The following is a 23,755-nucleotide window of genomic DNA, read 5'->3' as shown; positions in this document are numbered from 1 at the left end:
CCTCCCCATGGGAAAACGACAGCTGCCGCCGGAAGAGCCGGCCGAAATCCACGAGGTGATGCTGCGCGATGCGCTGGAAGAGCGCTATCTCGCCTACGCGCTCTCGACCATCATGCACCGCGCCTTGCCGGACGCCCGCGACGGGCTGAAGCCGGTGCACCGGCGCATCCTCTACGGCATGCGCCTGCTACGGCTCGATCCGGGCACGCCGTTCAAGAAGTCCGCAAAGATCGTCGGCGACGTGATGGGCTCGTTCCATCCGCACGGCGACCAGGCGATCTACGACGCCATGGTGCGTCTCGCCCAGGATTTCTCCTCGCGCTACCCGCTGGTCGACGGCCAGGGCAACTTTGGCAATATCGACGGCGATAACCCGGCCGCCTACCGCTACACCGAAGCGCGCATGACCGAGGTCGCGCGGCTCTTGCTCGAGGGCATCGACGAGGACGGCGTCGAGTTCCGCGCCAATTACGATGGCCAGAGCAAGGAGCCGGTGGTTCTGCCCGGCGGCTTCCCGAACCTGCTTGCCAACGGCGCGCAGGGCATCGCAGTCGGCATGGCGACCTCGATCCCGCCGCACAACGCCGCCGAGCTCTGCGACGCCGCGCTGCATCTGATCGACAAGCCCGAGGCGAAATCCAAGGCGCTGCTGAAATGGGTCAAGGGCCCGGACTTCCCAACCGGCGGTATCATCGTCGACTCAAAGGAAAGTATCGCCGAAGCCTACATGACCGGGCGCGGCTCGTTCCGCACCCGCGCCAAGTGGACCCAGGAAGAGGGCGCCCGCGGCACATGGGTCGTCGTCATCACCGAGATCCCGTGGCTGGTGCAGAAATCCCGGCTGGTCGAAAAGATCGCCGAACTGCTCAACGAGAAGAAGCTGCCGCTGGTCGGCGACGTCAGGGACGAATCCGCCGAGGACGTTCGCCTGATCATCGAGCCGAAATCCCGCGCGGTCGATCCCGCGCTGATGATGGAATCGCTGTTCCGGCTCACCGAGCTCGAGAGCAAGATTTCGCTGAACCTCAACGTGCTGATCAAGGGCAAGATCCCCAAGGTGGTGGGGCTTGCGGAGTGCTTGCGCGAATGGCTCGACCATCTGCGCGACGTGCTGGTGCGCCGCTCCAACTACCGCAAGACCCAGATCGAGAACCGGCTCGAAATCCTCGGCGGTTACCTGATCGCCTATCTGAACATCGACAAGGTGATCAAGATCATCCGTACCGAGGATGAGCCGAAGCCGGCGCTGATCAAGGCGTTCAAGCTCACCGAAGTCCAGGCCGACGCCATCCTCAACATGCGCCTGCGCAGCTTGCGCAAGCTCGAGGAATTCGAGATCCGCACCGAGGACAAGAACCTTCGCAACGAATTGAAGGGCATCAAGTCGCTGCTCGGCTCCGAAGCCGAGCAATGGTCCAAGGTCGGCGAGCAGGTCCGGAAAGTACGCGACATCTTCGGGCCGAAGACGCCGCTCGGCAAGCGCCGCACCCAGTTCGCCGACGCGCCCGAGCACGATCTCGCCGCGATCGAGGAAGCCTTTGTCGAGCGCGAGCCGGTGACGGTCGTGATCTCCGAGAAGGGCTGGGTCCGGACGCTGAAGGGCCATGTCGAGGATATCTCGGGCCTTGCCTTCAAGACCGACGACAAGCTCGACCACGCCTTCTTCGCCGAGACAACGTCGAAGCTGCTGCTGTTCGCCACCAACGGCAAGTTCTACTCGCTCGACGTCGCCAAGCTGCCGGGCGGCCGCGGCCATGGCGAGCCGATCCGCATGTTCATCGACCTCGAGCAGGACGCAGCCATCGTGTCGCTGTTCGTCAACAAGGGCGAGCGCAAGTTCCTGATCGCGAGCAGCGAGGGCCAGGGTTTTGTGGTCAAGGAAGAGGACTGCGTCAGCAATACCCGCAAGGGCAAGCAGGTGCTCAACGTCACCATGCCGAACGAGGCCTGCGCGATTGCGACCGTGCAGGGCGACACCGTCGCCGCGATCGGCACCAACCACAAGATGGTGCTGTTCCCGCTCGACCAGGTCCCGGAGATGGCGCGTGGCCGCGGCGTGCGGCTGCAGAAATATTCCAGCGCCAAATTGTCCGACGTCGCCGTGTTCGAGTTCAAGGCTGGATTGACCTGGAAGGACTCCGCCGGCCGCGAGCAGAGCATGAGCGCCAAGGAATTGTCCGACTGGCGCGGCACCCGCGCCGACGCCGGCCGCCTCGCACACGGCCTGCCGAAGTCGAACAAGTTTTTGCGCGGGGTGGAGTAGGCGGAGAATGTAGGGTGGGCAAAGGCGCGCCAGCGCCGTGCCCACCGTCTATCTATCGGCACGTTCATCGAGAATGGTGGGCACGCTTCGCTTTGCCCACCCTGCGATTTCGCCTGTGATAGTATTCGAAATTTCCCGCGCTATATAAGTCGCCGTCGAACCAGTCGAGGCGAAATGGCGCACGATCACGCTCATCACGATCGTTCCCACGTCCATGATCACTCTCATGGTCACGCCGGCCACAGCCATGCGCCGGACAATTTCGGCTGGGCGTTCGCCATTGGTGCCACGCTCAATACGGTATTCGTCATTGCCGAGCTGATCTTCGGCTATGCCGCCAACTCGCTGGCGCTGATTTCCGACGCTGTTCACAACCTCTCCGACGTAGTCGCGCTTTTGCTGGCATGGGGTGCGGCATGGCTTGCGCAGAAGCAGCCGACGCAGCGGCATACTTATGGCTATCGCCGTGCCTCGATCCTGGCGGCGCTGTTCAATGCCGGCCTGCTGCTGGTTGCGGTCGGCGGTATTGTCGTCGAGGCGGTCAACCGGCTCTATAGCCCCGCGCCGGTTGCGGGGATGACCGTCATCCTGGTCGCCGCGCTCGGCGTGGTCATCAACGGCGGCACCGCGCTGCTGTTCATGCGCGGCCGCCATGGCGATCTCAATATTCGCGGCGCCTATCTGCACATGGTCGGCGACGCCGGCGTCTCGCTTGGCGTAGTGGTTGCCGCCGGAATCATCATGCTGACGGGATGGCTGTGGCTCGATCCCGCGATCAGCCTCGTCATTGCGGCCGTGGTGTTCTGGAGCGGCTGGGGCCTGGCGCGCGACAGCGTCAATCTCGCGCTCGACGGCGTGCCGCGCGGCATCGAGTTGGCGCAGGTGCGGGACTATCTCGCCGGCCTCGAAGGCGTTTCCGATGTGCATGACCTCCACGTCTGGGCCATGAGCACCAACGAGACGGCGCTGACCGCGCATCTGGTGCGGCCAGGCGGCAGCGACGACGCCTTCCTGCACCGCGTGTGTGAGGAGCTTTCGCACCGCTTCAACATTCATCACCCGACGTTGCAGATCGAAGCCGCCGCCGAGGCCTGCCGGCTGGCGCCGGCGGAGCGGGTGTGACGCCGTAGGGTGGGCAAAGCGCAGCGTGCCCACCATTCGTGATGAAACACGCCGATATATGGTGGGCACGTCGCTACGCGCCTTTGCCCACCCTACGAATCTTCGCTCTGTTCAAACCATTCCCGCCAACCTCAACGCCACGCCCGCCGCGCACGAACCAGCCAGCACCCACAGCATCCCGATGGTGAGGCGAAAGATCGCCGTCGCCGCGGCAGCCGCCAGCACGAACGCTGCCAGATCGAGGCTTCCCCACACCGGCATGTCGAACGACAGGCCGAACGAGCGAACCGGCGTGGTCTGCCGGAACAGCGTGTGCAACCCGAACCAGATCGACAGGTTGAGGATCACGCCGACGACCGCCGCGGTGATGGCCGACAGCGCGCCCGCCAGCCCCTTGTTGCCGCGCAGGGTCTCGATGTAGGGCGCGCCGAGGAAGATCCAGAGGAAGCAGGGGATGAAAGTGACCCATGTCGCCAATAGTCCGCCAAGCGTTGCCGCGACCATCGGCGACAACGCGCCGGGATCGCGATAGGCGGCCATGAAGCCGACGAACTGCAGCACCATGATCAACGGCCCCGGTGTGGTCTCGGCCATGCCGAGGCCATCCAGCATCTCGCGCGGCTGCAGCCAGTGATAATGCTCGACCGCCTGCTGAGCGACATAAGCCAGCACCGCATAGGCGCCGCCGAACGTCACCATAGCCATCTTGGAAAAGAACAGCGCGATCTGGCTGAACACATTGGCCTGGCCGAGCCCGATCAGCAACGCCGCGACCGGAATGACCCATAGCAACAGCCATATCGAACTTACCCTCAGCGCCCGCGCCACGCTCGGGCGGACATGCTCCGGCAGTTCGTCACCGAGCAGGCTGTCGACCGCCGCCACTTTCTTTCCGCCGCCACCATGTTCGATGGCGGCAAACTCCGGCCGGCCGCTGCGCGCGCCGAAATAGCCGATCACGCCGGCTGCGATGATGATGATCGGAAAGGGGACGTTGAAAAAGAAGATCGCGACAAAGGCGATCGCCGCAAGCGCGATCATCACCCGGTTGCGCAGCGCGCGCTTGCCGACACGGACGACCGCGTGGACCACGATCGCAAGCACGGCAGCCTTCAGCCCGAAGAACACCGCCTCGACGAAGCCGACATTGCCATAGGCCGCGTAGATATAGCTCAGCCCCATGATGGCAATGACGCCGGGCAGGATGAACAGCCCGCCCGCCATGATGCCGCCGGCGGTCCGGTGCAGCAGCCAGCCGATATAGGTGGCCAACTGCTGCGCCTCCGGTCCCGGCAACAGCATGCAGTAGTTCAGCGCATGCAGAAACCGGCTCTCGGAGATCCAGTTCTTCTCTTCCACCAGGATGCGGTGCATCACCGCGATCTGCCCGGCCGGGCCGCCGAAACTGAGCACGGCGACCCGAAGCCAGACGCGGAGGGCTTCACTGATGCTGATGCCGTGCCCGGTTTCCCTCACGGCGTCGGCATCGGTCACTTTGTGGATCGTCGCTTCCATTACGGCTTCGCCTTGTTGGTCGGCCAATTGTGCGTCTCGCCGGTCGCATCGCGGCACCAGCGATAGAACGCATCGTACAGCGTCATGCCGGCTTCGAGTTGTTCCAGGTCGTCGTCGAACATCCGCGACAGGCCGAGGGACGCTGCGAGCAGTCCGGGCGCTTCCGGGGCGAGATCGAGCCTGCCGGTGTCGGCGCCGCGGACCATCGCTGCCAGCCGCAACAAGGGCGGTGTCGCGAGGCCAAATTCCTCGACCATGACGTCGAAGGTGCAGAGTTCGCCGCGGTGGCTCCAGAACACATTTTCCACGTCGAACGGCGCGGCATTGAAGCGCTCGCCGACTGCCAGCACTTCAGCCGGCGTCACGAACAGGAACACCGCGTTTGGATCGACGAAGCGGCGGATCAGCCACGGGCAGGCGATGCGGTCGATCTTTGGCCGCGCGCGGGTCACCCACACGGTACGACCCTTTGCGTCGCGTGCGGGCAGCTTCTCAGCCGGCACCAGCGGCAGTTTGGCCGCCTTCCAGCCTTCAAAGCCGCCTTCCAGCGCTTCGGCCGAAACATCGAGATGTCGCAGCCAGGCCGCGGTACCCTGCGCCAGTTTCTGGCCGCGCAGGCAGACGACGATGGCCGGGCGGCCGGAGAACGCTTCGCCCCAATCGGCGGCTTCCTCGTGATTACGCCTGACCGCGCCCGGAATGAGGCGGGGGTCGGCGGCGAAATCCTCGTCGGTGCGTACGTCGATCAGGGCAGGCGTGTTCGCCGTGCCGATCAGTTTGGAAAGCTTGTCTGGAGATATCGTTGCATAGGATGACATGGCTGCGCCCTCGTCAAAGAAAACGGGACGCGATACTTGGGCATGTCGCCTCGTGGGGAGATCGCAACATCCCCATGTGGCGAATTAAACCCTGGAGACTTCCGCTGTCAACTGAATCACGCGATGCCGTAAGATGGGTGGAGCGAAGCGATGCCCATCATCCTGCGCCACCACGATTTTTGATGGGTATCGCTGCGCTCCACCCATCCTGCGAGAGGGCGCTTGCGCCCCACCGGTTTCGGTCCTAGCTTCGGGCCACCGGGGACAAAGCAGGCTCCCCGTCAGACGGTCCGCCGTCCAAGCTCTGCGCACTCTCGCTTTTGTGGGGGATGGCGCATGGACGCAAGCGTGACCGGTATCGCGACTGAACCCAACCCCTCCACTGCCAACGCGCTGATCAGGCTGCTCTACCTCGCGCGTGGCCTGCGCGGTTTCGGTGACGGTTTTGCCATCATCATTCTGCCGGCCTACATGAGCGCGCTCGGCTACGACGCCGTCGCGGTCGGCATCGTCGCGACCGCATCGCTGCTCGGCACGGCGCTGCTGACGCTGATCACGGGCTGGATCGCGCCGCGCCACGATCTGCGGCCGCTGTTGATCGCAGGCGCCGGCCTGATGGCGGCGACCGGTATCGCCTTTCCCGCCGTCGAGCATTTTGTGCTGATCGCGCTCGTCGCCTTCATCGGCACCATCAACGCTTCCGGTGGCGATCTCGGCGTGCTGGTGCCGCTGGAGCATGCGGTGCTGGCGCATAGCGCGACCGACGAGCGCCGCACGCAGGTGTTCGCGCGCTACAGCCTGATCGGCGCGCTCTGCACCGCGGCGGGTTCGCTCGCGGCCTCGCTGCCCGATTTCCTCGTCGCCGGGGGCGCCACCCAACTCGCCGCATTCCGCCAGATGTTCTATGCCTATGCCGTGCTCGGCATCGCCTGCGCGGCGCTCTATCGCTATGTGCCGCACCAGCGCGGCGAGGAGAAGGCACAGCAAGCACCGCTCGGCCCCTCGCGCGGCACCGTCTACAAGCTCGCGGCGCTGTTCAGCATCGATGCCTTCGCCGGCGGCTTCGTCGCGCAATCCCTGCTGGTGCTCTGGCTGTTCGAACGTTTCGACCTGTCACTATCGGCGGCCGGGTTGTTTTTCTTCTGGTCGGGCACGCTGAGCGCCTTTTCCTATCCGGTCGCGGCCTGGATCGCGAAACGTATCGGCCTCGTCAACACCATGGTGTTTACGCATATTCCCTCCAGCGTCTTCCTGATCCTGGCGGCGTTTGCACCGAACCTCTACGTGGCGCTCGGGTTGTTGCTGCTGCGCTCGGCGCTGTCGCAGATGGACGTCCCGACCCGCACCTCCTACGTCATGGCGGTGGTGACGCCGGCCGAGCGGCCCGCGGCCGCCAGCGTCACCGCCGTGCCGCGCAGCCTCGCATCGGCGATCAGCCCGGCAATCGCGGGCGCGCTGCTGATGACATCGTTTACGGGGTTGCCTTTGGTGGTCTGCGGCACGCTCAAGATCGCCTACGACCTGGCGCTGCTGTTCTCGTTCCGACACATCAGGCCGCCGGAAGAGCAGGGGCGTTAGCTATCGTTCGCCCTTCACGGCGTAGGGGCCCGCCAGCCGGCGCTCGTCACGGCCGTGCGACCATTGCGCCAACTTGACTTCTGGAGAGTCGGTGGTGTTGGCCTCCTCGGCGTGGAAGGCGATCTTCTGGCTGGCCTGTACCTGGTACTTGGCGGCCTGCGCGAGCCAGTACCATTTCCTGTCAGGTTCGCTCAGCGCGCGCTGCCGGCACTCGGCTTCCAGTTCACGTAGGCGGATCGCTTCTTGCATTGTCAATTCCACAGCCTTGAAGCTTCGACATACCGGAGCTCCGAAACTACTGGAAGACTGGATTCCAGTTAGCTCATCCTCATGACAAAAACTTGTTAGCGGCGTGCTATGCGGGTTCGATGCAATTGATTGAAATTTAGGAATGGATTGACGCGTAATTAGCTGATGTGACGCAGCTCCGAACTGGCAGATACCCGGCCTGCGAGCGATACACGCGTAAGGTGTAGGTGGTCGCCCGTTCTGCTGACACTTGCCGCCATTTGCGTTGACTTCTTGTGAGGCGCATCCTGCGATCAAGAACGCACAACGCGATGGAGGCGGCAGTGGGCGAAGGGGTCGGGGTTGCCATCGCATTGGTCTCTAGTTGCCTCGGTGGCAGTGCGGCCGCGATCACGCGTTATCTCGCCGGCAATGCCGATCCGATCACGCTCGCCATTCTGCGCTGGGGCATCGGCTTTCTCTGCGTGCTGCCCGCAGCGTTGCTGCTTAGGGTGAGATGGCCGCAGCGCGCAGACTGGCCTGCCGTCGCTGCGCTTGGCTTTTGCTTCTTCGGCGTGTTCTTCGTTTTCTACAACATCGCGATGACGTTTACGACCGCGGCGCGCGCTTCGCTGGCGCTGGCGACGCTGCCGCTGCAGACCATGATGGTGGGGGCGCTGCTCGGCATCGAGCCGCTGACGAAGCGGAAAACGATCGGCGTCTGCGTCGCGGTGCTCGGTGTTGTCGCAGCGCTCGCCTCCGGGCTTGCGGCGGCTCCGGCGGGGGCGTGGCGCGGCGAACTGATCATGACGGGCGCGGTGCTGTGCATGGCGTTCTACAATGTGTGGTCTCGCCCGTTCATCCGCCGCTCCAGCGCGCTGGGCTTCCTCACCGTCGGCATGGGGACGGGCGCCGCGGCGCTGATCCTGGTCGGCTTGTTCACCGGCAGTGTCGCGGCCTTGAACGCGTTCGGCACGCCGCAATGGATCGCGGGCATCTATCTTGGCGTCGCCGGCGGCGCGCTGGCGTTCATCCTGTGGGTATTGGCGCTGGAGCGGGCCTCGCCGACGCGCGTTGCCAACACCATGACCGTCAATCCGATCGCAGCCGGCCTGCTCGCCACCCAGCTCGTCGGCGAGCCGATCACGCCCAACCTGATTGTTGGGCTGGTCGCCGTGTTTGCGGGCATATGGATTGCGACGTCCGAGGTCAAAACGCCGTAGGCTGGCGAACATCACGCCATTCCGTTTACGGGTGCGGCCGCGGTGGTCCCTTCCGCAGCAGGAACAGCGCCAGCAGCGCCGCGATGCTGAGTGCGGAGGAGACGATCAGAACCCGCGCGCCCATCGCCTCGATCAAAAGCCCGAACAACAGCGGCGCTGCCGCCTGTGCCATCCGCGCCGGCGCACCGATGATGCCGAGGCGATAACCGTAGTTCTCGGGGCCGAAGATTGCGAGCGGCAGCGTGCCGCGCGCAATGGTCAGAATGCCGTTGCCCGAGCCGTAAAAGACCGCGAACACGCTGGCCGCGCCGCCGCCTGCCAGCCAGAGGATCGCGGCGCCGATCGGATTCGTGATGCAGGCGAGCTTGGTCGAGACCAGCGGATGGTAGCGGCTGAGAAAGCCCGCCTCGAAGATCCGCGCGGCGACCTGCGCGGGGCCGATCAGCGCACCGGCAAATACTGCCTGCGCAGTGGTCGCGCCGGCCGCTTCCATGATGCGCGGCAGGTGCGCCGCCATCGCGCCGGTGACGGTCCATGCCGCGGCAAAGACGAAGGCGAGCACGATCATGGTGCGGTCGATCGGGATATGCGGCTTGACGGCTGCCGCCACCGCGGCTTTCGCGCCCTTCACCGCCGGCAGCATCAGCAAATTGATCGGCAGGCCGATCAGGATATGGGTCGCCGCCCAGGCAAAGCAGGTGTTGCGCCAGCCGATGGTTTCCAGGCCCCACGCCGATAGCGGCCATCCGACCGTCGAGGCAAAGCCGGCCAGCAGCGTGATGCCGGTGATCGAGCGGCGGGCCGAATCGCCATAGATCCGCCCAAGCGCAGCAAAGGCGGCGTCGTACAGGCCCGCGGTCATGCCGATGCCGAGCAGGAGCCAGGCGACGATCATGAGCGGGACCGATGTGCTCATGCCGAGCAGCGCGAGACCTGCCGCCAGCATCAGATTCGACATCGACAGCACAGGTCTGCCGCCAACGAGGTCAATCTGACGTCCGATCCGTGGGGCCAGCAGGGCGGAGAGCACCAACGATGCCGAGAACGCGCCAAACACCCAGCTTGAGGAAACGCCGAGATCGCGCGCGATGGGATCGGCGAGGATCGCGGGCAGGTAGTAGCTCGACGCCCAGGCCAGCGTCTGCGTCGTGCCGAGGGCCAAAATGATGGGAAGCTGGTTCACGGTTGTCGCGTCTCTCGTCTCGACCAGATTAGCGCCAGCGGGCCGAGCAGGGCGCCGGCGGCCAGCACCGAGAAGGCAGCCATCCAGGCCGATCCGCTCTGCGGACCGCCGGTGGCATCCAATGCGACGCCCAGCGCCCACGCACCAAGCGCGGAGAGGCTGAAGCCGATCGTGGAATGCATCGCCATGGTCGCTCCGCGATGGCTCGGGTCCGCCGCCATCGACATGCCCGACGTCAACGCGCCGGAATCGGCAGGTACCGTGACGGCATAAACGAGGATCAAAGGCAGCAGCAACCAGGGCGACTTGTCGGCGAAGAAGCCGATCAGAAGTGCCACGGCGGCGGAGGCAAGCATGACGGCTGTGATTGCGCGGTGACGGCCGAACCGGAGCGCGAATTCGTTGCCGAGTATGCTTGCGGGCATGGCAAGCAGGGAGAACACCACGCTGACGACGACGGGCGTCAGGATCGAAGCGTCGGAATTCCGGGCAACGACAAAGGTCCAGAACGCCACGATCCAGGTTCTTATGCCGTAGAGTTCAAAGCAATGCGCGCCGTAGCCGAGCACAAAACCCATGGCTTTCCGGTTCTGGAACACCGGAGCGAAATCCAGAAGCCGCCCCGACGCCGGCTTTGGTTCGACTGGCCGCAACAGGAAGCAGACCATAAGCATCACCAGCGGTCCGGCGGCGGTGACGAAGAACGCGGTCCGCCAGCCCCAGGCGTCCGCCACAAGCTGTGAAACCAGGAACGACAGGCCGACGCCGAACGAGAAACTCGACGTGTAGAGCGTGATCGCACGCGATGAGTCGCCGGGTGCGAGACGATCCGTCAGCGCCTTGAGCCCGGGCATATAGGCGCCCGCAAAGCCGATGCCGGCGATGGCGTTGAAGAGGGCGCCCGACCACAGGCCGGTGGCAAAGGCACCGAACAGCAACGTGCCGAGCGCGCTGACCGCCGAGCCCGCGATCAGGATCTTGCGCGCATCGATGCGATCGGTGAGCGTCGCCAGCACGGGGACTGTGAGCATGTAGCCCGCCGCGCCGGAGCCCGCCAGCAGGCCGGCCTGGGCGCCGCTTAAGTGCCATTCCGGAATCAGGAATGCGGCCAGAATCGAGGGTACGACGACGTGCGGAAGCAGGCTGCCGAGCTGCCCCACGCACATCGCGACAATGACGGATCGGCCTTCCAGCGAGATTCCGCTCACTCCCTGTTGATCAGGACGCGCAACCACATCCCGTCTTGCCTTGTTGCTTTGCTTTTTCATCCGCGACGCAACAGGCGTCAACATCCGATAATGCAGGGCCGCCGCAGCAATTGCTGGCATCTGGCGCGAGTGAACGGCTGCAAACCCCGGTCTCGGGCAGCACCAGTTCGACCCGCTCGGCGGCTTTGCGGTCTCCAGCGATGTCGGCCGCGATCGAGCGCACCTGCTCGTAGCCCGTGAGCATCAGGAAGGTCGGCGCGCGGCCGTAAGACTTCATGCCGGCGAAGTAGAATCCCGGCTCGTCCTGCGCCAATTCGCGGGCGCCGTGAGGGCGCACAGTGCCGCAACTGTGGATGTTGGGATCGATCAGCGGCGCCAGCGCGACCGGGCATTCGATCGCCGGATCGAGCCGGATGCGCAGCTCGCGCGCAAAATCGAGGTCCGGCCGGAAGCCGGTTGCGACGATCAATTCATCGGCCATGACGCGACGGGCGCTGCAGCCCGATAGAGCGCCGATGACGAGGCGGGGGCCATCTGCGATGAGATGCGAAACGCGAAATTCGCTTTGCAGCTCAATCCGGCCAGCGCTCACCAAGGCGGCAAAAGCCGCGCCCAACTCGCCACGGGCCACCAGCTTGTCATTCGCGCCGCCGCCGAACGCCTTGGCGGGATCGCTGCCGCGCAGCAGCCAGATCGGCCGGGTGCCCGGCGCCTGCTCAGCGAGTTTCGCCAGATCGGTCAGCGTGCCGATCGCGGAATGGCCAGCGCCCAGCACCGCAACGGTCTTGCCGGCATAGCGTGCGCGGTCTTTGCCGAGCACATCGGGCATGCCGTAAGCGATCCTGTCGGTGACCTCTTTCTCGCCAATGGCGGGGAGACCGTTGGCGCCTGCCGGGTTCGGCGCATGCCAGGTGCCTGATACGTCGATCACCGCGTCAGCCTTCACGACTCTCGGGCCTTGCCCGTTCTGATAGCGGATTTCGAACGGCGCCTTGTCGCGGCCGTTGGTCTTCATCTTGTCGAAGCCGACACGGCTGATGCCGGTGACGCGGCTCGACGTGTGAATGCGGGATTTCAGCGCGGTATTGCCGGCGAGCGGTTCGAGATAATGTTCCACCATCTCCGCGCCGGTCGGATACTGGTCCGGCTCGGGAGAATTCCAGCCCGTGGTCGCGAGCAGGCGCGCCGCCGCCTTGTCGACATTGTATTCCCAGGGCGAGAATAGTTGGACGTGGCCCCATTGCCGCATGGCGTGGCCGACGCTGTCGCCGGCCTCCAGCACGATCGGCTCCAGCCCGCGCTCCAGCACATGGGCCGCCGCGGCGAGGCCGACCGGCCCGGCTCCGATGATGGCGACGGTCTTGGCTTCGCTCATGCTTTCCTCCCATAAAACTAGAAATATCGAAATAGCGGTCGAGAAAAACGCGGCATTCAAGCCGCGGTCCTGGTGTCCTTGGTCTCAGCGCTTTCGGTGCAGCATTCGGCAACGAGAAAACCGACCAGCTCCCGCATCACTTCATAGTTGGCGTGGCAGATCAGCGTGGTGGCATCGCGCACCTGGGTTACCAGCCCCACCACCACCAATGCCTTGATGTGATGGGAGAGAGTGGAGGGCGCGATTTTCAGCTTCTCCTGCAGCCGGCCGACGGCAAGCCCGGCGCCGCCGGCGCGGATCAGCGCGCGGTAGATTTTCAGCCGGGTCGGGTTACCCAATGCTTCTAGATGGGCGGCGGCATCATCGATTTTCATGAGGGCAATCTTCTCACATGAACCCAGGTTCGTCTACGGTATTTCTGGAATTATCGAAATAAAGGCCAAGGATTGACAGGAAGCGATATATCGATAAGTCTGGATATATGGAATCGGAAAAAGCCATTCTCGCGCTGGCGGCGCTTGCTCAATCGACCCGTCTCGACGTGTTTCGGCTATTGACGAAGCACGAACCGGACGGGCTCGCAGCCGGCGACATCGCCAAGGCACTTGCCGTGCCGCAAAACACCATGTCGTCGCATCTGGCCATCCTGTCCCGTGCGGGGCTGGTGACGGCGCGTCGTTTCAGCCGTTCGATTGTCTATCGTGCTGATCTCAAGGCCTTTCAGGCCGTAGTCCTGTTCATGCTGCGGGATTGTTGCGACGGCCGCCCGGAAATCTGCGGACCGCTGATCGAAGACCTCACGCCTTGTTGTCCGCCGAAGACAAGGAGGAAAGCCCATGTCTGAACGCCTCTACAACGTTCTCTTCCTGTGTACCGGAAACACCGCACGTTCGATTCTGGCGGAAGCGATCCTGCGCAAGGAAGGCCACCGCAACTTCCGCGCCTTTTCCGCCGGCAGTCAGCCCAAGGGTACGGTCAATCCATTTGCGATCAAAGTTTTGAACCGTCTCGACTACCCCACGGACGGATTGCGCTCGAAGAGCTGGGATGAGTTCGCGCGCAGCGATGCACCCGTGATGGATTTCGTTTTCACGGTTTGCGACAACGCTGCCGGCGAATCCTGCCCGATATGGCCGGGCCAGCCGATGACGGCGCATTGGGGGATCGAAGACCCGGCCGCCGTCGAAGGTACCGACATCGAAAAGGAAGCGGCGTTTGTTGAGGCCTTCCGCTATCTAAAGAATCGAATTGCCGCCTTCGCCAGCCTGCCGCTGGAAAGCATCGATCGCCTGTCGCTCGGGACCAAGCTGCGCGACATTGGCCGCACCGACGGCTCGACCTCAGGCCAGGAGAAGGCCAGTTAATGTCCGATTTTGATTTGCCGCGCCGCCTCGCGGCCGAAGCGCTCGGCACCGCGCTGCTCGTTGCGACCGTGGTCGGCTCCGGCATCATGGCGGAGACCTTGACCAAGGACGTCGCGCTGGCGCTGCTCGGCAACACGCTGCCGACCGGTGCGATCCTGGTTGTACTCATCACCATTCTCGGACCGGTGTCGGGCGCGCATTTCAATCCGGCGGTGTCGCTGGTCTTTGCATTGAAGCGTGAACTCGCGCCGCGCGAGGCGCTGGCCTATGTCGCCGCTCAGGTCGCGGGCGGGATTGCGGGGACGATCATTGCGCATGCAATGTTCGCCTTGCCTTTGATCGATGCCTCCCTGAAAATGCGAACCGGTGGCGCGCAGTGGTTTGCGGAAGGTATCGCCGCCTTCGGCCTGATCGCCACCATCCTGGGCGGCATCCGGTTCAACCGCGTCGCCGTGCCGTGGCTGGTGGGCCTCTACATCACCGCAGCCTACTGGTTCACCGCCTCGACATCCTTTGCCAATCCCGCCGTTGCAATCGCACGGTCGATGACGAATACGTTTTCCGGCATTCGCCCCGCCGATCTGCCCGGCTTTATCGCGGCGGAGCTTTGCGGCGCGGTGGTTGCCTTGATCTTCATGACCTGGCTGCTGCGCGGGGCAGGCGAGGCGGCAGCGACGAAGGAGGCCTGACCATGACCGTCACGATCTATCACAATCCCGCCTGCGGCACCTCGCGCAACACGCTGGCGATGATCCGGCAAAGCGGCGAAGAGCCTGAGGTGATCGAGTATCTGAAGACACCGCCGAGCCGCGCGCGGCTGGTCGAATTGATCGGGGCATTGGGCATCTCGCCGCGCGAGCTGCTGCGCGAAAAGGGCACGCCCTATGTCGAGCTCGGCCTTGCCGATCCGAAGTGGAGCGACGACGAACTGATCGACTTCATGCTCGCGCATCCGATCCTGATCAACCGGCCGCTCGTGGTGACGCCGAAAGGCGTCCGGCTGTGTCGGCCGTCGGAGCTGGTGCTCGATCTGCTCGATAACCCCGTACAGTCCTTCGTCAAGGAAGACGGCGAGGCGGTGACGCGCGCGAAACGTTGAAGGGCGTGAGGCTTTCACTCGTCACGATTGCGCGGCATAATGGCGTATGGAACTCACGCCCCGTCTGCGCTTGATGAACTGGCTGGTCAGCCAGGGCCTTACAGGCCTGCCCGAAAACGATTTGATCCGCGGTTTCTGCGAGCGCTGCTGTGCCGAAGGCCTCCCCGTGTCGCGCGGGATGGTCTTCATCGATACGCTGCACCCGATTTTCGAAGGCCGCGGCTTTCGCTGGAACGACGCCGAGACCAACGAAAGCGACGTCTTCGAATATGGCTCGACCAACGAGGGCGAGGCCGCAGCCGCCTGGCGGAGTTCGATCTTCTACTACATGCTCGAAAACGGCCATGAGGAACTACCGGTCGAGCTCGCCAACGGCGTGGCCCCCAATTTCAAATTCATGGGCGATCTTGCCGAGAAAGGCCACAAGCATGTGGTGGCCTATGTCCACCGGTTCGGCGAGACCGGCACCATGGGGCAGATGGATTGCGTCTACTCCTATTGGGTGACAAGGCGCGATGAGGGGTTTGGCGCGCAGGGGCTGGCTGCGTTGCGGGACCTCGTGCCGGTGCTGGGACTTGCGATCAAATCCGCAGCGCAGGCCGATATCACCAAGACGCTGGGGCGCGTCTATCTCGGGCGCGATACGGCCGAGCAGGTGCTGCGCGGACGGATGACGCGCGGCGTCACCGAGCGGATCAACACGGTGCTGTGGTTCTCCGATCTGCGCGGCTCGACCGCGATCAGCGAGAGCATCGATCCCGGCGAGATCATTCCATTCCTCAACGATTACGCGCAGGCCTCGATCGACGCCATCCACGACGCCGGCGGCGAGGTGCTTAAACTGATCGGCGACGGCGTGCTGGCGATGTTCACCCATGAGAACATGGCGAAGGCCAAGCGCGCGGCGCTGCGCGCCGAGCACCGCTTCCGCCGCAACATGAAGGCGCTCACCGCCCGCCGCACGGCGGAAGGCAGGCCTGTGACATCGGCGCATGTCGGCCTGCATGTCGGCGAGGTCTTCTACGGCAATATCGGCAGCGACGACCGGCTCGACTTCACCGTGGTGGGGCCGGCGGTGAACGAGGTCAGCCGCATCGCTTCGATGTGCCGCTCGGTCGACCGCGAATTGCTGATGTCGTCAGCCTTCCGCGCCGGCCTCGATGCCGCCGGACGAAACTACCTGGTCTCCACCGGCCGCTACGCGCTACGCGGCATCGGTCGCGCGCAGGATCTGTACACGCTCGATCCGGATATCGCCGCGGACGAGGTGGTGGCGGGGAAGTATGAGCGGTATCTGGCGAGCTAGGCGCCTGCTTTAGCCACCGTCATTGCGAGCGCAGCGAAGCAATCCATTCTTTCTTTGCGCTGCACGATGGATTGCTTCGCTGCGCTCGCAATGACGATTTCAGCTTGACACGACCCTAATGGCTAGCAGCGCGCCGGCTCACCCACCATGTCCGGCTGCCGCGCCAGCGAGACCGCGGGTGAGAGCAGGATCACCAGCGCCTGCGCGGCGAAGATGACGGCTGCCAGATAGAGGCAGGCTTCGGCGCTGTAGAGGCCGCCGACGATGGCGCCGAGCGCCGAGCCGAGCGGGCGGGCGCCGTAGCTCATGATGTTGATGGCGGAGACGCGGCCGAGCAGCGAGGGCGGTGTCACCGATTGGCGCAGCGTCGTGGTCGAGATCACCCAGAGGATCGGACCGGCGCCGAGCAGGAAGAAGCTCAGGCCTGCAAGCCATGCCGCCGGAACGACCGTGGTCAGCGCCATCACGGCCGCCGCGATGAAGCCGGTCACCGGCCCAAGCCCGATCACGGTGCCGAAGGCGAGGCGCTTCATCACCCGCGTGGCCGAGAGCGCGCCGGCCACCATGCCGACGCCATACATCCCGAGCGTCACGCCGACGCCGGTGGCAGATAGCCCGAGATGGCGAACGGCATAGGGCACGAACACGGCGAGCAGCAGGAACGACGCCGTGTTGAAGATGAACTGCGTGATGAACACCGGCCGCAGCAGCGGATGGTGCAGCACGAACGCCGCGCCTTCCCTGATCTCCTGCAGCGGATGGCGGCGCGGGGCAGGCGCGCGCGCCGGCTCATAGATGCCTGACAGCAGCACGACTGCGATCACGGATAGCGCCGCGGCAACGCCGAACGCAGGCGCGGCGCCGACCCATCCGACCAGCACACCGCCGAGCGCGGGGCCGCTCGCAAACGCCACCGTGCGCGCCAGTTCGATCCGCGCGTTCGCCGCGGGCAATTGCTCTGAATTGACCAGCGACGGCACCAGCGCGGGCGCGGCGACGCTGTAGGCGACCGTGCCGCATACCGCGATGAAGCCAAGCAGCGACAGCAGGGGCAGCGTCATTTGTCCGAGCCAGAGCAGCAGCAGGATTGCGGCAAGCGCGGCTGCCCGCAGCGCCTCCGAGCCCGCCATCACCCAGCGCCGCGAGACGCGGTCGGCAAGGAGGCCCGCGGGAATCGCAAACAGGATGAAGGGCAGCGTCAACGCCGTCTGCAGCAGGCCAGTCTGGCCTTCGCCAACGCCGAGCAGGAGCACGGCGACGATCGGCGCTGCGGCCAGCGCAATCTGCTCGGCCGACTGGGCTGCGAGGTTCGACCAGGCCAGACGGTTGAAGGTGGCGGGCAGGCGAGGCGTCGGGTCGGGTGACATGGCAGAGTTCCATGATGGATTCCATTCCCGCGCATTGTCCGGCCCAGGGACGATCCAGCCCACCCGTTTCCCGACAAGCTTCTCTACAAACAAAAACCTCCACACGCACCGGAAGCACACGGTCCCCGCGACAGAAATCGCCGCGCGTGGAGCACCGCAGGGCGTTGCGCTGGTGTCGTCCGATGTCGCAAGCGCGTCTGCATATTTGGATCGAGCGGCGGACGAATTGACAATCTGCGCATTTGATGTGCAGTGGCAGATGGCGCGACTTCCTTGCGAGCTGCCTGTTGATTCGGTGAGCACGTCCGTGAAGTGGGTGGGATCGTTCATTGGAATCAACAGGAGTAGATTGAAAATGCAGGGTTTCCCTTCACGGGCAGCTGCGGCTGTCGCATTAGCCTTTGCTTTGCTCGCTGCATTGAGCGTGGCCAAATTCGACAAGGTCGCGTTGGCATTGACCTCTCGCGATGCCGGCACCGTCGTTGACCTTATCGAGAAGCTGAAGACCGAGTTTGGCGATTTCGCGTACGACGATGACGAAGCCGACGACTGGTTCGAGAAGGATGCTGCGAGCCAAAAGTTGATCACCAAGGCGGGATTCAATCAGAAGAGCTGGAAAACCGCAGTAGACGAAACGATGAAAGGGTTCTTTGCGACGATTCCCGAGGCGGAGATCAAGACGGTTCTCGATGGCGCGCGCCAGCGCACGGAGAGCGCAACCGACCTAAAGGCCGAGCAGAAAAAGGCAGTGCTTGAGCTGATCGAGGAGCAACGCAAGGAGATGTTGGCGCTGCGGGAAGGCGGGAAACCTTTCGCGGGTGTCGTTGCCCCATTTGCGCAGCGGATTCGCAAGTTCACGATGGACAATCTCGGCGAACGCTGAGCGCCGATAATAAATTCAGACATGCGCAGACGCACGAAAAAAGGCCCGCGGCGAATGGCGGCGGGCCCTCTTTCGATTTCGATCTAAACGACGGATCAGCCCGCCGTTTTGATTACGTCTTGGGTCCGAGCGTCGCCTTGCCTGTTCCGGAGATCGTCGCGGGCGGCGTCGCCACCTCATCGTCATCTTCATCAAGCACGGCGGGCAGTTCGGCCGGAGGAGCGGCCAGTTGCTGCGCGGCGAGCGCATTGGTCAGGCTGGTCAGCGCGTCAGGACCGGCGGCAAAACCGCCTTCGGCCAGAATCTTGTCGATGATCGGCTTGAACGCCGAGACCGACAGCAGTTGTGCGGCAAGGCCGTCGCCGAGGCCGAGACCGTTGCTGTGGCCGTTCATGGCGCCGTTGCCGCCGCCGCGGCCGAGCATGCCGCCGGTGTCGAAGATCCGGATGTCCGAGATCTTCTCGATCGGCTTGACCGCTTCGGCCAGCGCGTTCGGGATCACGTTGATGCGCGCCAGCGTGAGATCGTAGTCGACGATCGCCTGGGAGAGCTTGTTGCGGGCTTCCGCCTTCAGCGCCGCCACCTCGGCCTCGGCCTGGCCGAGCGACTTGACGCCGGCCGCGCGCGTGATCGCGGCATCGGCGTCGGCCTTGGCCAGCATGGTGATGGCCTCCGCCTTGTTGTTCGCGGCCTGGTTCTCGGCCTCCGCCATCACGGTGATCGGCATCGCCTCGGTCTCGGCGGCCTTGCGCGCCGCGATCACGTTGATGATCTTGTCGCGCTCGGCGATTTCGACGGCTTTGGCGGTGGTGACCTTTTCCTCGGCCGCAATTGCCAGCGCACGCGCGGTTTCGGCAACCGTCTGCGCCTCGGATTGCTCCTTGCTCTTGGTGGCAATCGCGATCGCGCTTTCCTGCGCCACGATCTGCAAGTCGCGCTCCATTTCGGTGTTGCGCCGTTTCACGGCGAGATCGGCCTCGATCTTGCGGGTGTCGCGCAACTGGTTGGCTTCGGTCTGCTTGTTGGCGACAGCAAGTTCCTGCTGGATTCGATACTCGGCCTCGTTCTGCACCGCGGTCTGCTCGACCTGCGCGGTCTGCGCGCGCATCGCGGCGGTCTTGTTGGCGATGTCGCGCTGCTGCGCCAGTTCCGCTTCGCGCTTGGTGGCCTCGATCGTCAGCGTGGTCTGGCGGGCGACGAGGTCCTGCTGCGCGATATTGACCTCGGTGGTGCGGACGATCTGGTTGCGCTCCTGTTCGCGCTCCCTTGTGATCTTGGTCAGCGTCGTCAGACCGTGCGCGTCGAAGAAGTTGCTCGGATTGAAATGCTTGATGTCGCTCTGGTCGAGCCGCGTCAGCGACACCGACTCGAGTTCGAGGCCGTTGTTCTGGATGTCGGCGCCGACCGCCTCCTGCACTGACTTCACGAAGGTGGCGCGCTGCTCCTGCAGCTCTTCGAGATTCATGGTGGCGGCCACCGAACGCAGGCCGTCGACGAACTTGGCTTCGATCAGCTCGCGCAGCTCGCCGCCATTTTGGGTGCGGCTGCCCAGCGTCTGCGCAGCGAGCGCGATCGAGGAGCTATCGGGTTTGACTCGCAGATAGAACTCGGCACCGATGTCGACGCGCATGCGGTCCTTGGTGATCATCGAGTCCGGGCCGCCGCGGGCGACTTCCAGCCGCAGCGTCTTCAGATTGACCGCGGCGACGGAGTGAAAAACCGGGAGGACGATGGAGCCGCCGTCGAGGACGACTTTCTGGCCGCCGAGACCGGTGCGGACATAGGCTTCGTCACGCGTCGAGCGGCGGTAGAGTTTTGCAAGCAGGAGACCGATAACAAGAACGACAATGACGCCAATAGCGACGGGTACTGCAAGTTCCCACATGTTTTAAACCCTGTCTGATCGTTGTGCAATGAGGTCGGCGGGTGCGGAGATAGCGATAAAACTCTTGGCGTCACGGTCGACCAGCAGCACGCTGGCGCCGACCGGAAGCGGCGTGGATTCGGGACTGGCGCGTGCGACGAGAGAATGCCAGTTGCCGAAGACATCCTTGAGACGAACGCGGCCGGGCAGCCCCTGGTCGAGCGGCCCGACCGAAACTTCGGCGACGTGCCCGATGAAGTCGGCCTCGTCGACCGCATAGGTCTCGTCGCGCGGAATCACACGGGCGACGCCGCGGCTGGTGACGCGGATGGCGGGAAGGCTGAGGGCTGCAGCGGCAAGGGCCGCGATCGCGGCCGGAATCGAGATTCCGATGCCATGCGCGAGGCCCTGCAGAAAGAAACCCGCAATCGAGAACACGCCGAGCGCGAGGATGATCAGGATCAACAGCGGCAGACGTCCCGCATTGATCCAGAGGAACAGGCCGCCGAGGCCGCTTTCACTGTCGGTCTCGACCCCGATGTCCTTGCCGATGTGGCTCAGCGAAAATCCGACCAGCGTTGCCAGCAGTTCGATGCCGCCGAGCGCCAGCATGATCGCCGCGGCCACGGCAAAGGGCCGCACGTCCGGCGCCAGCAGGATGTCGGTCAGGGCACTCATTGCTGCGACTTGATCCTTTCAAGGCGTGCCGCGATTTCCTTTTCGCGGTGCAACCGGTCGAGTTCGTCGAGTTCCTTGTCACCTGGCACGCCGGAAGCCGGCACACCCGTGACGCGGGCGATCGCGGCCATGGCCCGATCGGGACTCACTGTCTTTGTCGCACCAGCCGTGCGTCCGGTTTCCTGCGGTGAATGTTTTTCGAGGCTCGCTTCGAGATCGGCGAGGCGAGTTTCGGCTTCACGCCGCGCGCCAAGCATCGCCTGTAAGGCCTTGGTCTGCTCGTCGATTTCGAGTTCGATGAAATCCATGGCGCGTTCGAGCGCGGTGCCTTGCGACTCAAGATCAATTTGCCGAGCAACGCCGGCGCGCGCGAGATCCTCGCGGTTTTCTGCAACCGCAAGACGAATCTTCTCGGTCAGCCCGGCTACTTCGGCGTCGAGTTCTTCCCGCCGGCGCTTGAGGCGGAACTCCTCGGCGCGCGACTTACCGAGCGCATGGCGCGCTTCGTCGGCGCCGGCGTCGATCTCGCGGATCGCCTGTTTGACCAGCGCGACCTTGTTGCTGTTTTCGGCATTGTCGATGGTCTCGCTGGCGATAGCGGCAAGAAGTCTACCCATACGTGCAAGGATACCCTCGTGAACCATGGTCTTCTCCTCCGGTGGTGATTTCGATTTGACGGCGATGTGGATTTCGTAGACGTGGCCATCCGAGACGAGATGCGCCGGGAAGGGGCTTTCCCAGCCGTCGAGATAGCCAGGGATATGGAAGGGCACCAAAACACGCCCGCGGACCGTGCTGATGGTCACGGAAGTCGGTCCCTTGATCGCGAACAGCTTGTCGTCGAGCGGAATCTTGCGCACCGCCGCGCCGGCCACGTAGTTGGCGCGGTCGCGCAGGCCGAGCGTCACGAGGCGGGCGGGCAGTCCGGTCTCAATTCGGATCCGCTCATAGGCCTGGGCGTGGAGCGCGACGAGGTTGGCGCCAACCGGTGCGACCTCGGCGAGTATGGCCATCATCCGATCGTAGTCGGCAAAGGTCGCTTCGATGGCGGCAATGCCGGCCGCGTCGGGCGCCAGGGCGTATCGCAGGGTGGCCGTCGGCGTTTCGACTGGAACCTTGATCATGGGCTATAACGTAAAGCACTTCTTCGGTGCTTTACAAGGAGGATTGTCCGTATCATTTTCGTGATCGCCAGATGCAGTTGCAAATGATTTGCAATAAGATCGAAGCTCGTTTATCCCTTTGATATGGACGCACGCACGCCTGGCTTGGGCGCCGAACCCTCGGCCAAGAGTTTGATCATGACCGATACGACCGCCACCGGATGGCGCGCTGACGCGGCCGCCGGTGCCCAGCGGAGCCTGCCTGAAGTCAATTCGACCATTTCGGTGCCCTTTGGCGGGCATTGGTCGCGCCGGCTGCTGGCCTTCCTCGGCCCCGGCTATCTGGTCTCGGTCGGCTACATGGATCCCGGCAACTGGGCGACCGACCTCGCGGGCGGTTCGAAGTTCGGCTACACGCTGCTTGCGGTCATCCTGCTGTCGAACCTGATGGCGATCCTGTTGCAGGCGCTGGCCGCGCGGCTTGGCATCGTCACCGACCGCGATCTGGCGCAGGCCTGCCGCGCCAGCTTCTCGCGGCCCGTCAACTTCATGCTGTGGGTGGCCTGCGAGGCCGCGATCATCGCCTGCGATCTCGCCGAGGTGATCGGCACCGCGATCGCGCTCAATCTCTTGTTCGGCATTCCCTTGATCTGGGGCGCGCTGATCACCGCGCTCGATGCCTTCCTGCTGCTGCTCCTGATGAACAAGGGTTTTCGCTTCCTCGAAGCCTTTGTCATCTCGCTGCTGATCGTGATCGCGATCTGCTTTTCGATTCAGATCGTGGCTGCGGCGCCGCCGGTGGCTGCCGTTCTGAAGGGGTTCGTGCCGTCGCCCGCGATCGTCACCAACCCTGAAATGCTCTACATCGCGATCGGCATCATCGGCGCCACCGTGATGCCGCATAATCTCTACCTGCACTCCGCAATCGTGCAGACCCGCGCCTATGAACGCACCAGCGAAGGCCGCCGCGAGGCGATCAAATGGGCGACGACGGACTCGACGATTGCGCTGATGCTGGCGCTGTTTATCAACGCCGCGATCCTGATCGTCGCCGCAGCCACCTTCTATTCGAGCGGACGCACCGAGGTCGCCGAGATCGGCCAGGCCTATGAACTGCTGTCGCCGCTGCTCGGCCTCGGCATAGCCTCGACGCTGTTCGCAGTGGCACTGCTCGCCTCCGGTCTCAATTCGACGGTGACGGCAACGCTGGCCGGCCAGATCGTGATGGAAGGCTTTTTACATCTACGCCTGCCGAGCTGGGCGCGGCGGCTATTGACCCGCGGCATTGCCATCGTTCCGGTCGTGATCGTCACCGCGATCTATGGCGAACGCGGCACCAGCCAACTCCTGGTGTTCAGCCAGGTCATCCTGTCGATGCAATTGCCGTTCGCGGTGATCCCGCTGGTCCGGTTCGTTTCCGACCGGCGCAAGATGGGCGAGTTCGTCATCCCTCGCGGCGTGGCTGCCGTCGCGTGGATCGTCGCCGGCATCATCGTGGCGCTGAACGTCAAGCTCTTGGTCGAGACGTTCTTCGGATGATTGGAGTTCGTAGCCCGGATGGAGCGAAGCGCAATCCGG

Annotated in this window: 22 protein-coding genes; 11 read left to right on the top strand and 11 right to left on the bottom strand. The window is 64.2% G+C overall.

Features of this window, described 5'->3' with window-relative positions:
• Positions 1–7 precede the first annotated feature (7 nt).
• Together parC and ACH79_RS35105 are read left to right on the top strand one after the other, a co-directional pair.
• Complete coding sequence (gene parC, locus ACH79_RS35110) at positions 8–2,263, top strand: DNA topoisomerase IV subunit A (RefSeq protein ID WP_161855028.1); 2,256 nt, start codon at positions 8–10, stop codon at positions 2,261–2,263.
• 174 nt (positions 2,264–2,437) lie between these two features.
• The gene (locus tag ACH79_RS35105; protein ID WP_161855027.1) at positions 2,438–3,385 is read left to right on the top strand and encodes a cation diffusion facilitator family transporter; all 948 of its coding nucleotides are present in this window, start codon (positions 2,438–2,440) and stop codon (positions 3,383–3,385) included.
• Positions 3,386–3,496: 111 nt separating this feature from the next.
• Here ACH79_RS35105 and chrA read toward each other — a convergent pair whose 3' ends face one another.
• Together chrA and ACH79_RS35095 are read right to left on the bottom strand one after the other, a co-directional pair.
• Entirely contained in the window at positions 3,497–4,900 is a 1,404-nt protein-coding gene (gene chrA / locus ACH79_RS35100; RefSeq protein WP_161856718.1) for a chromate efflux transporter, read from the bottom strand.
• Entirely contained in the window at positions 4,900–5,718 is an 819-nt protein-coding gene (locus ACH79_RS35095; protein WP_161855026.1) for a chromate resistance protein ChrB domain-containing protein, read from the bottom strand. Before ACH79_RS35095 ends, chrA begins: the two co-directional genes overlap by 1 nt.
• A gap of 336 nt (positions 5,719–6,054) precedes the next feature.
• Here ACH79_RS35095 and ACH79_RS35090 point away from each other — a divergent pair, with 336 nt between their 5' ends.
• Entirely contained in the window at positions 6,055–7,296 is a 1,242-nt protein-coding gene (locus tag ACH79_RS35090) for an MFS transporter (RefSeq protein WP_161855025.1), read from the top strand.
• Here ACH79_RS35090 and ACH79_RS35085 read toward each other — a convergent pair whose 3' ends face one another.
• On the bottom strand, positions 7,297–7,545 hold the full coding sequence (locus tag ACH79_RS35085; protein WP_161855024.1) for a hypothetical protein: 249 nt from the start codon (positions 7,543–7,545) through the stop codon (positions 7,297–7,299).
• A 323-nt stretch (positions 7,546–7,868) separates the two neighbouring features.
• Between ACH79_RS35085 and ACH79_RS35080 the strand changes: the two genes are divergently transcribed.
• Positions 7,869–8,747 carry a DMT family transporter gene (locus ACH79_RS35080; RefSeq protein ID WP_161855023.1) on the top strand — a complete coding sequence of 293 codons (879 nt, stop codon included), beginning with the start codon at positions 7,869–7,871 and terminating at the stop codon, positions 8,745–8,747.
• 25 nt (positions 8,748–8,772) lie between these two features.
• Here ACH79_RS35080 and ACH79_RS35075 read toward each other — a convergent pair whose 3' ends face one another.
• Genes ACH79_RS35075 through ACH79_RS35060 form a run of 4 tightly spaced genes read right to left on the bottom strand, consistent with a single transcriptional unit; the run spans position 8,773 to position 12,887 of the window.
• Entirely contained in the window at positions 8,773–9,930 is a 1,158-nt protein-coding gene (locus ACH79_RS35075) for an MFS transporter (protein ID WP_161855022.1), read from the bottom strand.
• The gene (locus ACH79_RS35070; RefSeq protein WP_202639345.1) at positions 9,927–11,096 is read right to left on the bottom strand and encodes an MFS transporter; all 1,170 of its coding nucleotides are present in this window, start codon (positions 11,094–11,096) and stop codon (positions 9,927–9,929) included. Before ACH79_RS35070 ends, ACH79_RS35075 begins: the two co-directional genes overlap by 4 nt.
• A 52-nt stretch (positions 11,097–11,148) precedes the next feature.
• Positions 11,149–12,513, bottom strand: coding sequence for an NAD(P)-binding domain-containing protein (locus ACH79_RS35065; protein WP_161855021.1), 1,365 nt, complete (start codon positions 12,511–12,513; stop codon positions 11,149–11,151).
• Positions 12,514–12,569: 56 nt separating this feature from the next.
• Entirely contained in the window at positions 12,570–12,887 is a 318-nt protein-coding gene (locus ACH79_RS35060) for a helix-turn-helix transcriptional regulator (RefSeq protein ID WP_161855020.1), read from the bottom strand.
• A gap of 107 nt (positions 12,888–12,994) precedes the next feature.
• Here ACH79_RS35060 and ACH79_RS35055 point away from each other — a divergent pair, with 107 nt between their 5' ends.
• The 5 genes from ACH79_RS35055 to ACH79_RS35035 are packed head-to-tail and all read left to right on the top strand — an operon-like array spanning position 12,995 to position 16,282.
• The gene (locus ACH79_RS35055) at positions 12,995–13,357 is read left to right on the top strand and encodes a helix-turn-helix transcriptional regulator (protein ID WP_161855019.1); all 363 of its coding nucleotides are present in this window, start codon (positions 12,995–12,997) and stop codon (positions 13,355–13,357) included.
• Complete coding sequence (locus ACH79_RS35050; protein WP_161855018.1) at positions 13,350–13,877, top strand: arsenate reductase ArsC; 528 nt, start codon at positions 13,350–13,352, stop codon at positions 13,875–13,877. Before ACH79_RS35055 ends, ACH79_RS35050 begins: the two co-directional genes overlap by 8 nt.
• A complete protein-coding gene (locus ACH79_RS35045) occupies positions 13,877–14,566 on the top strand; it encodes an MIP/aquaporin family protein (protein ID WP_161855017.1) in 690 nt (229 codons plus the stop codon). Before ACH79_RS35050 ends, ACH79_RS35045 begins: the two co-directional genes overlap by 1 nt.
• Positions 14,567–14,568: 2 nt before the next feature.
• On the top strand, positions 14,569–14,976 hold the full coding sequence (arsC, locus tag ACH79_RS35040) for an arsenate reductase (glutaredoxin) (protein WP_161855016.1): 408 nt from the start codon (positions 14,569–14,571) through the stop codon (positions 14,974–14,976).
• Between the two features lie 46 nt (positions 14,977–15,022).
• Positions 15,023–16,282, top strand: a complete 1,260-nt coding sequence (locus ACH79_RS35035; RefSeq protein ID WP_161855015.1) for an adenylate/guanylate cyclase domain-containing protein — start codon at positions 15,023–15,025, stop codon at positions 16,280–16,282.
• Between the two features lie 122 nt (positions 16,283–16,404).
• Here ACH79_RS35035 and ACH79_RS35030 read toward each other — a convergent pair whose 3' ends face one another.
• Positions 16,405–17,649 (bottom strand): MFS transporter, encoded by a 1,245-nt coding sequence (locus ACH79_RS35030; RefSeq protein ID WP_161855014.1) that lies wholly within the window; start codon positions 17,647–17,649, stop codon positions 16,405–16,407.
• On the opposite strand from ACH79_RS35030, the gene ACH79_RS35025 reads away from it, so the two are divergent.
• Positions 17,648–18,532, top strand: coding sequence for a hypothetical protein (locus ACH79_RS35025; RefSeq protein WP_161855013.1), 885 nt, complete (start codon positions 17,648–17,650; stop codon positions 18,530–18,532). The genes ACH79_RS35030 and ACH79_RS35025 overlap by 2 nt on opposite strands.
• A gap of 112 nt (positions 18,533–18,644) precedes the next feature.
• Here the strand turns inward: ACH79_RS35025 and ACH79_RS35020 are convergent, their stop codons facing one another.
• The 3 genes from ACH79_RS35020 to ACH79_RS35010 are packed head-to-tail and all read right to left on the bottom strand — an operon-like array spanning position 18,645 to position 22,198.
• Positions 18,645–20,417, bottom strand: a complete 1,773-nt coding sequence (locus ACH79_RS35020; RefSeq protein ID WP_161855012.1) for a flotillin family protein — start codon at positions 20,415–20,417, stop codon at positions 18,645–18,647.
• A gap of 3 nt (positions 20,418–20,420) precedes the next feature.
• The gene (locus tag ACH79_RS35015) at positions 20,421–21,074 is read right to left on the bottom strand and encodes an OB-fold-containig protein (RefSeq protein WP_161855011.1); all 654 of its coding nucleotides are present in this window, start codon (positions 21,072–21,074) and stop codon (positions 20,421–20,423) included.
• Positions 21,071–22,198 (bottom strand): PspA/IM30 family protein, encoded by a 1,128-nt coding sequence (locus tag ACH79_RS35010; protein ID WP_161855010.1) that lies wholly within the window; start codon positions 22,196–22,198, stop codon positions 21,071–21,073. Before ACH79_RS35010 ends, ACH79_RS35015 begins: the two co-directional genes overlap by 4 nt.
• Before the next feature lie 123 nt (positions 22,199–22,321).
• Between ACH79_RS35010 and ACH79_RS35005 the strand changes: the two genes are divergently transcribed.
• Positions 22,322–23,716 carry an Nramp family divalent metal transporter gene (locus tag ACH79_RS35005; RefSeq protein WP_202639100.1) on the top strand — a complete coding sequence of 465 codons (1,395 nt, stop codon included), beginning with the start codon at positions 22,322–22,324 and terminating at the stop codon, positions 23,714–23,716.
• Positions 23,717–23,755: the final 39 nt, after the last annotated feature.

Source organism: Bradyrhizobium sp. CCBAU 051011 (genome assembly GCF_009930815.1).
Lineage (GTDB): Bacteria > Pseudomonadota > Alphaproteobacteria > Rhizobiales > Xanthobacteraceae > Bradyrhizobium.
Note: the sequence above shows the minus strand (reverse complement) of the source record. Positions and strands in the feature narration are given on the sequence as shown.

Bases quoted from the DNA above. Each gene is read 5' to 3' on its own strand.
- ACH79_RS35020 (WP_161855012.1), bottom strand. From the start codon at position 20,417: ATGTGGGAACTTGCAGTACCCGTCGCTATTGGCGTCATTGTCGTTCTT.
- parC (WP_161855028.1), top strand. From the start codon at position 8: ATGGGAAAACGACAGCTGCCGCCGGAAGAGCCGGCCGAAATCCACGAG.
- ACH79_RS35085 (WP_161855024.1), bottom strand. From the start codon at position 7,545: ATGCAAGAAGCGATCCGCCTACGTGAACTGGAAGCCGAGTGCCGGCAG.
- ACH79_RS35005 (WP_202639100.1), top strand. From the start codon at position 22,322: ATGGACGCACGCACGCCTGGCTTGGGCGCCGAACCCTCGGCCAAGAGT.
- ACH79_RS35010 (WP_161855010.1), bottom strand. From the start codon at position 22,198: ATGATCAAGGTTCCAGTCGAAACGCCGACGGCCACCCTGCGATACGCC.
- ACH79_RS35055 (WP_161855019.1), top strand. From the start codon at position 12,995: ATGGAATCGGAAAAAGCCATTCTCGCGCTGGCGGCGCTTGCTCAATCG.
- ACH79_RS35060 (WP_161855020.1), bottom strand. From the start codon at position 12,887: ATGAAAATCGATGATGCCGCCGCCCATCTAGAAGCATTGGGTAACCCG.
- ACH79_RS35015 (WP_161855011.1), bottom strand. From the start codon at position 21,074: ATGAGTGCCCTGACCGACATCCTGCTGGCGCCGGACGTGCGGCCCTTT.
- ACH79_RS35070 (WP_202639345.1), bottom strand. From the start codon at position 11,096: ATGTGCGTGGGGCAGCTCGGCAGCCTGCTTCCGCACGTCGTCGTACCC.
- ACH79_RS35035 (WP_161855015.1), top strand. From the start codon at position 15,023: ATGGAACTCACGCCCCGTCTGCGCTTGATGAACTGGCTGGTCAGCCAG.
- chrA (WP_161856718.1), bottom strand. From the start codon at position 4,900: ATGGAAGCGACGATCCACAAAGTGACCGATGCCGACGCCGTGAGGGAA.
- ACH79_RS35065 (WP_161855021.1), bottom strand. From the start codon at position 12,513: ATGAGCGAAGCCAAGACCGTCGCCATCATCGGAGCCGGGCCGGTCGGC.
- ACH79_RS35050 (WP_161855018.1), top strand. From the start codon at position 13,350: ATGTCTGAACGCCTCTACAACGTTCTCTTCCTGTGTACCGGAAACACC.
- ACH79_RS35025 (WP_161855013.1), top strand. From the start codon at position 17,648: ATGGCAGAGTTCCATGATGGATTCCATTCCCGCGCATTGTCCGGCCCA.
- ACH79_RS35030 (WP_161855014.1), bottom strand. From the start codon at position 17,649: ATGTCACCCGACCCGACGCCTCGCCTGCCCGCCACCTTCAACCGTCTG.
- ACH79_RS35095 (WP_161855026.1), bottom strand. From the start codon at position 5,718: ATGTCATCCTATGCAACGATATCTCCAGACAAGCTTTCCAAACTGATC.
- ACH79_RS35090 (WP_161855025.1), top strand. From the start codon at position 6,055: ATGGACGCAAGCGTGACCGGTATCGCGACTGAACCCAACCCCTCCACT.
- ACH79_RS35045 (WP_161855017.1), top strand. From the start codon at position 13,877: ATGTCCGATTTTGATTTGCCGCGCCGCCTCGCGGCCGAAGCGCTCGGC.
- ACH79_RS35105 (WP_161855027.1), top strand. From the start codon at position 2,438: ATGGCGCACGATCACGCTCATCACGATCGTTCCCACGTCCATGATCAC.
- arsC (WP_161855016.1), top strand. From the start codon at position 14,569: ATGACCGTCACGATCTATCACAATCCCGCCTGCGGCACCTCGCGCAAC.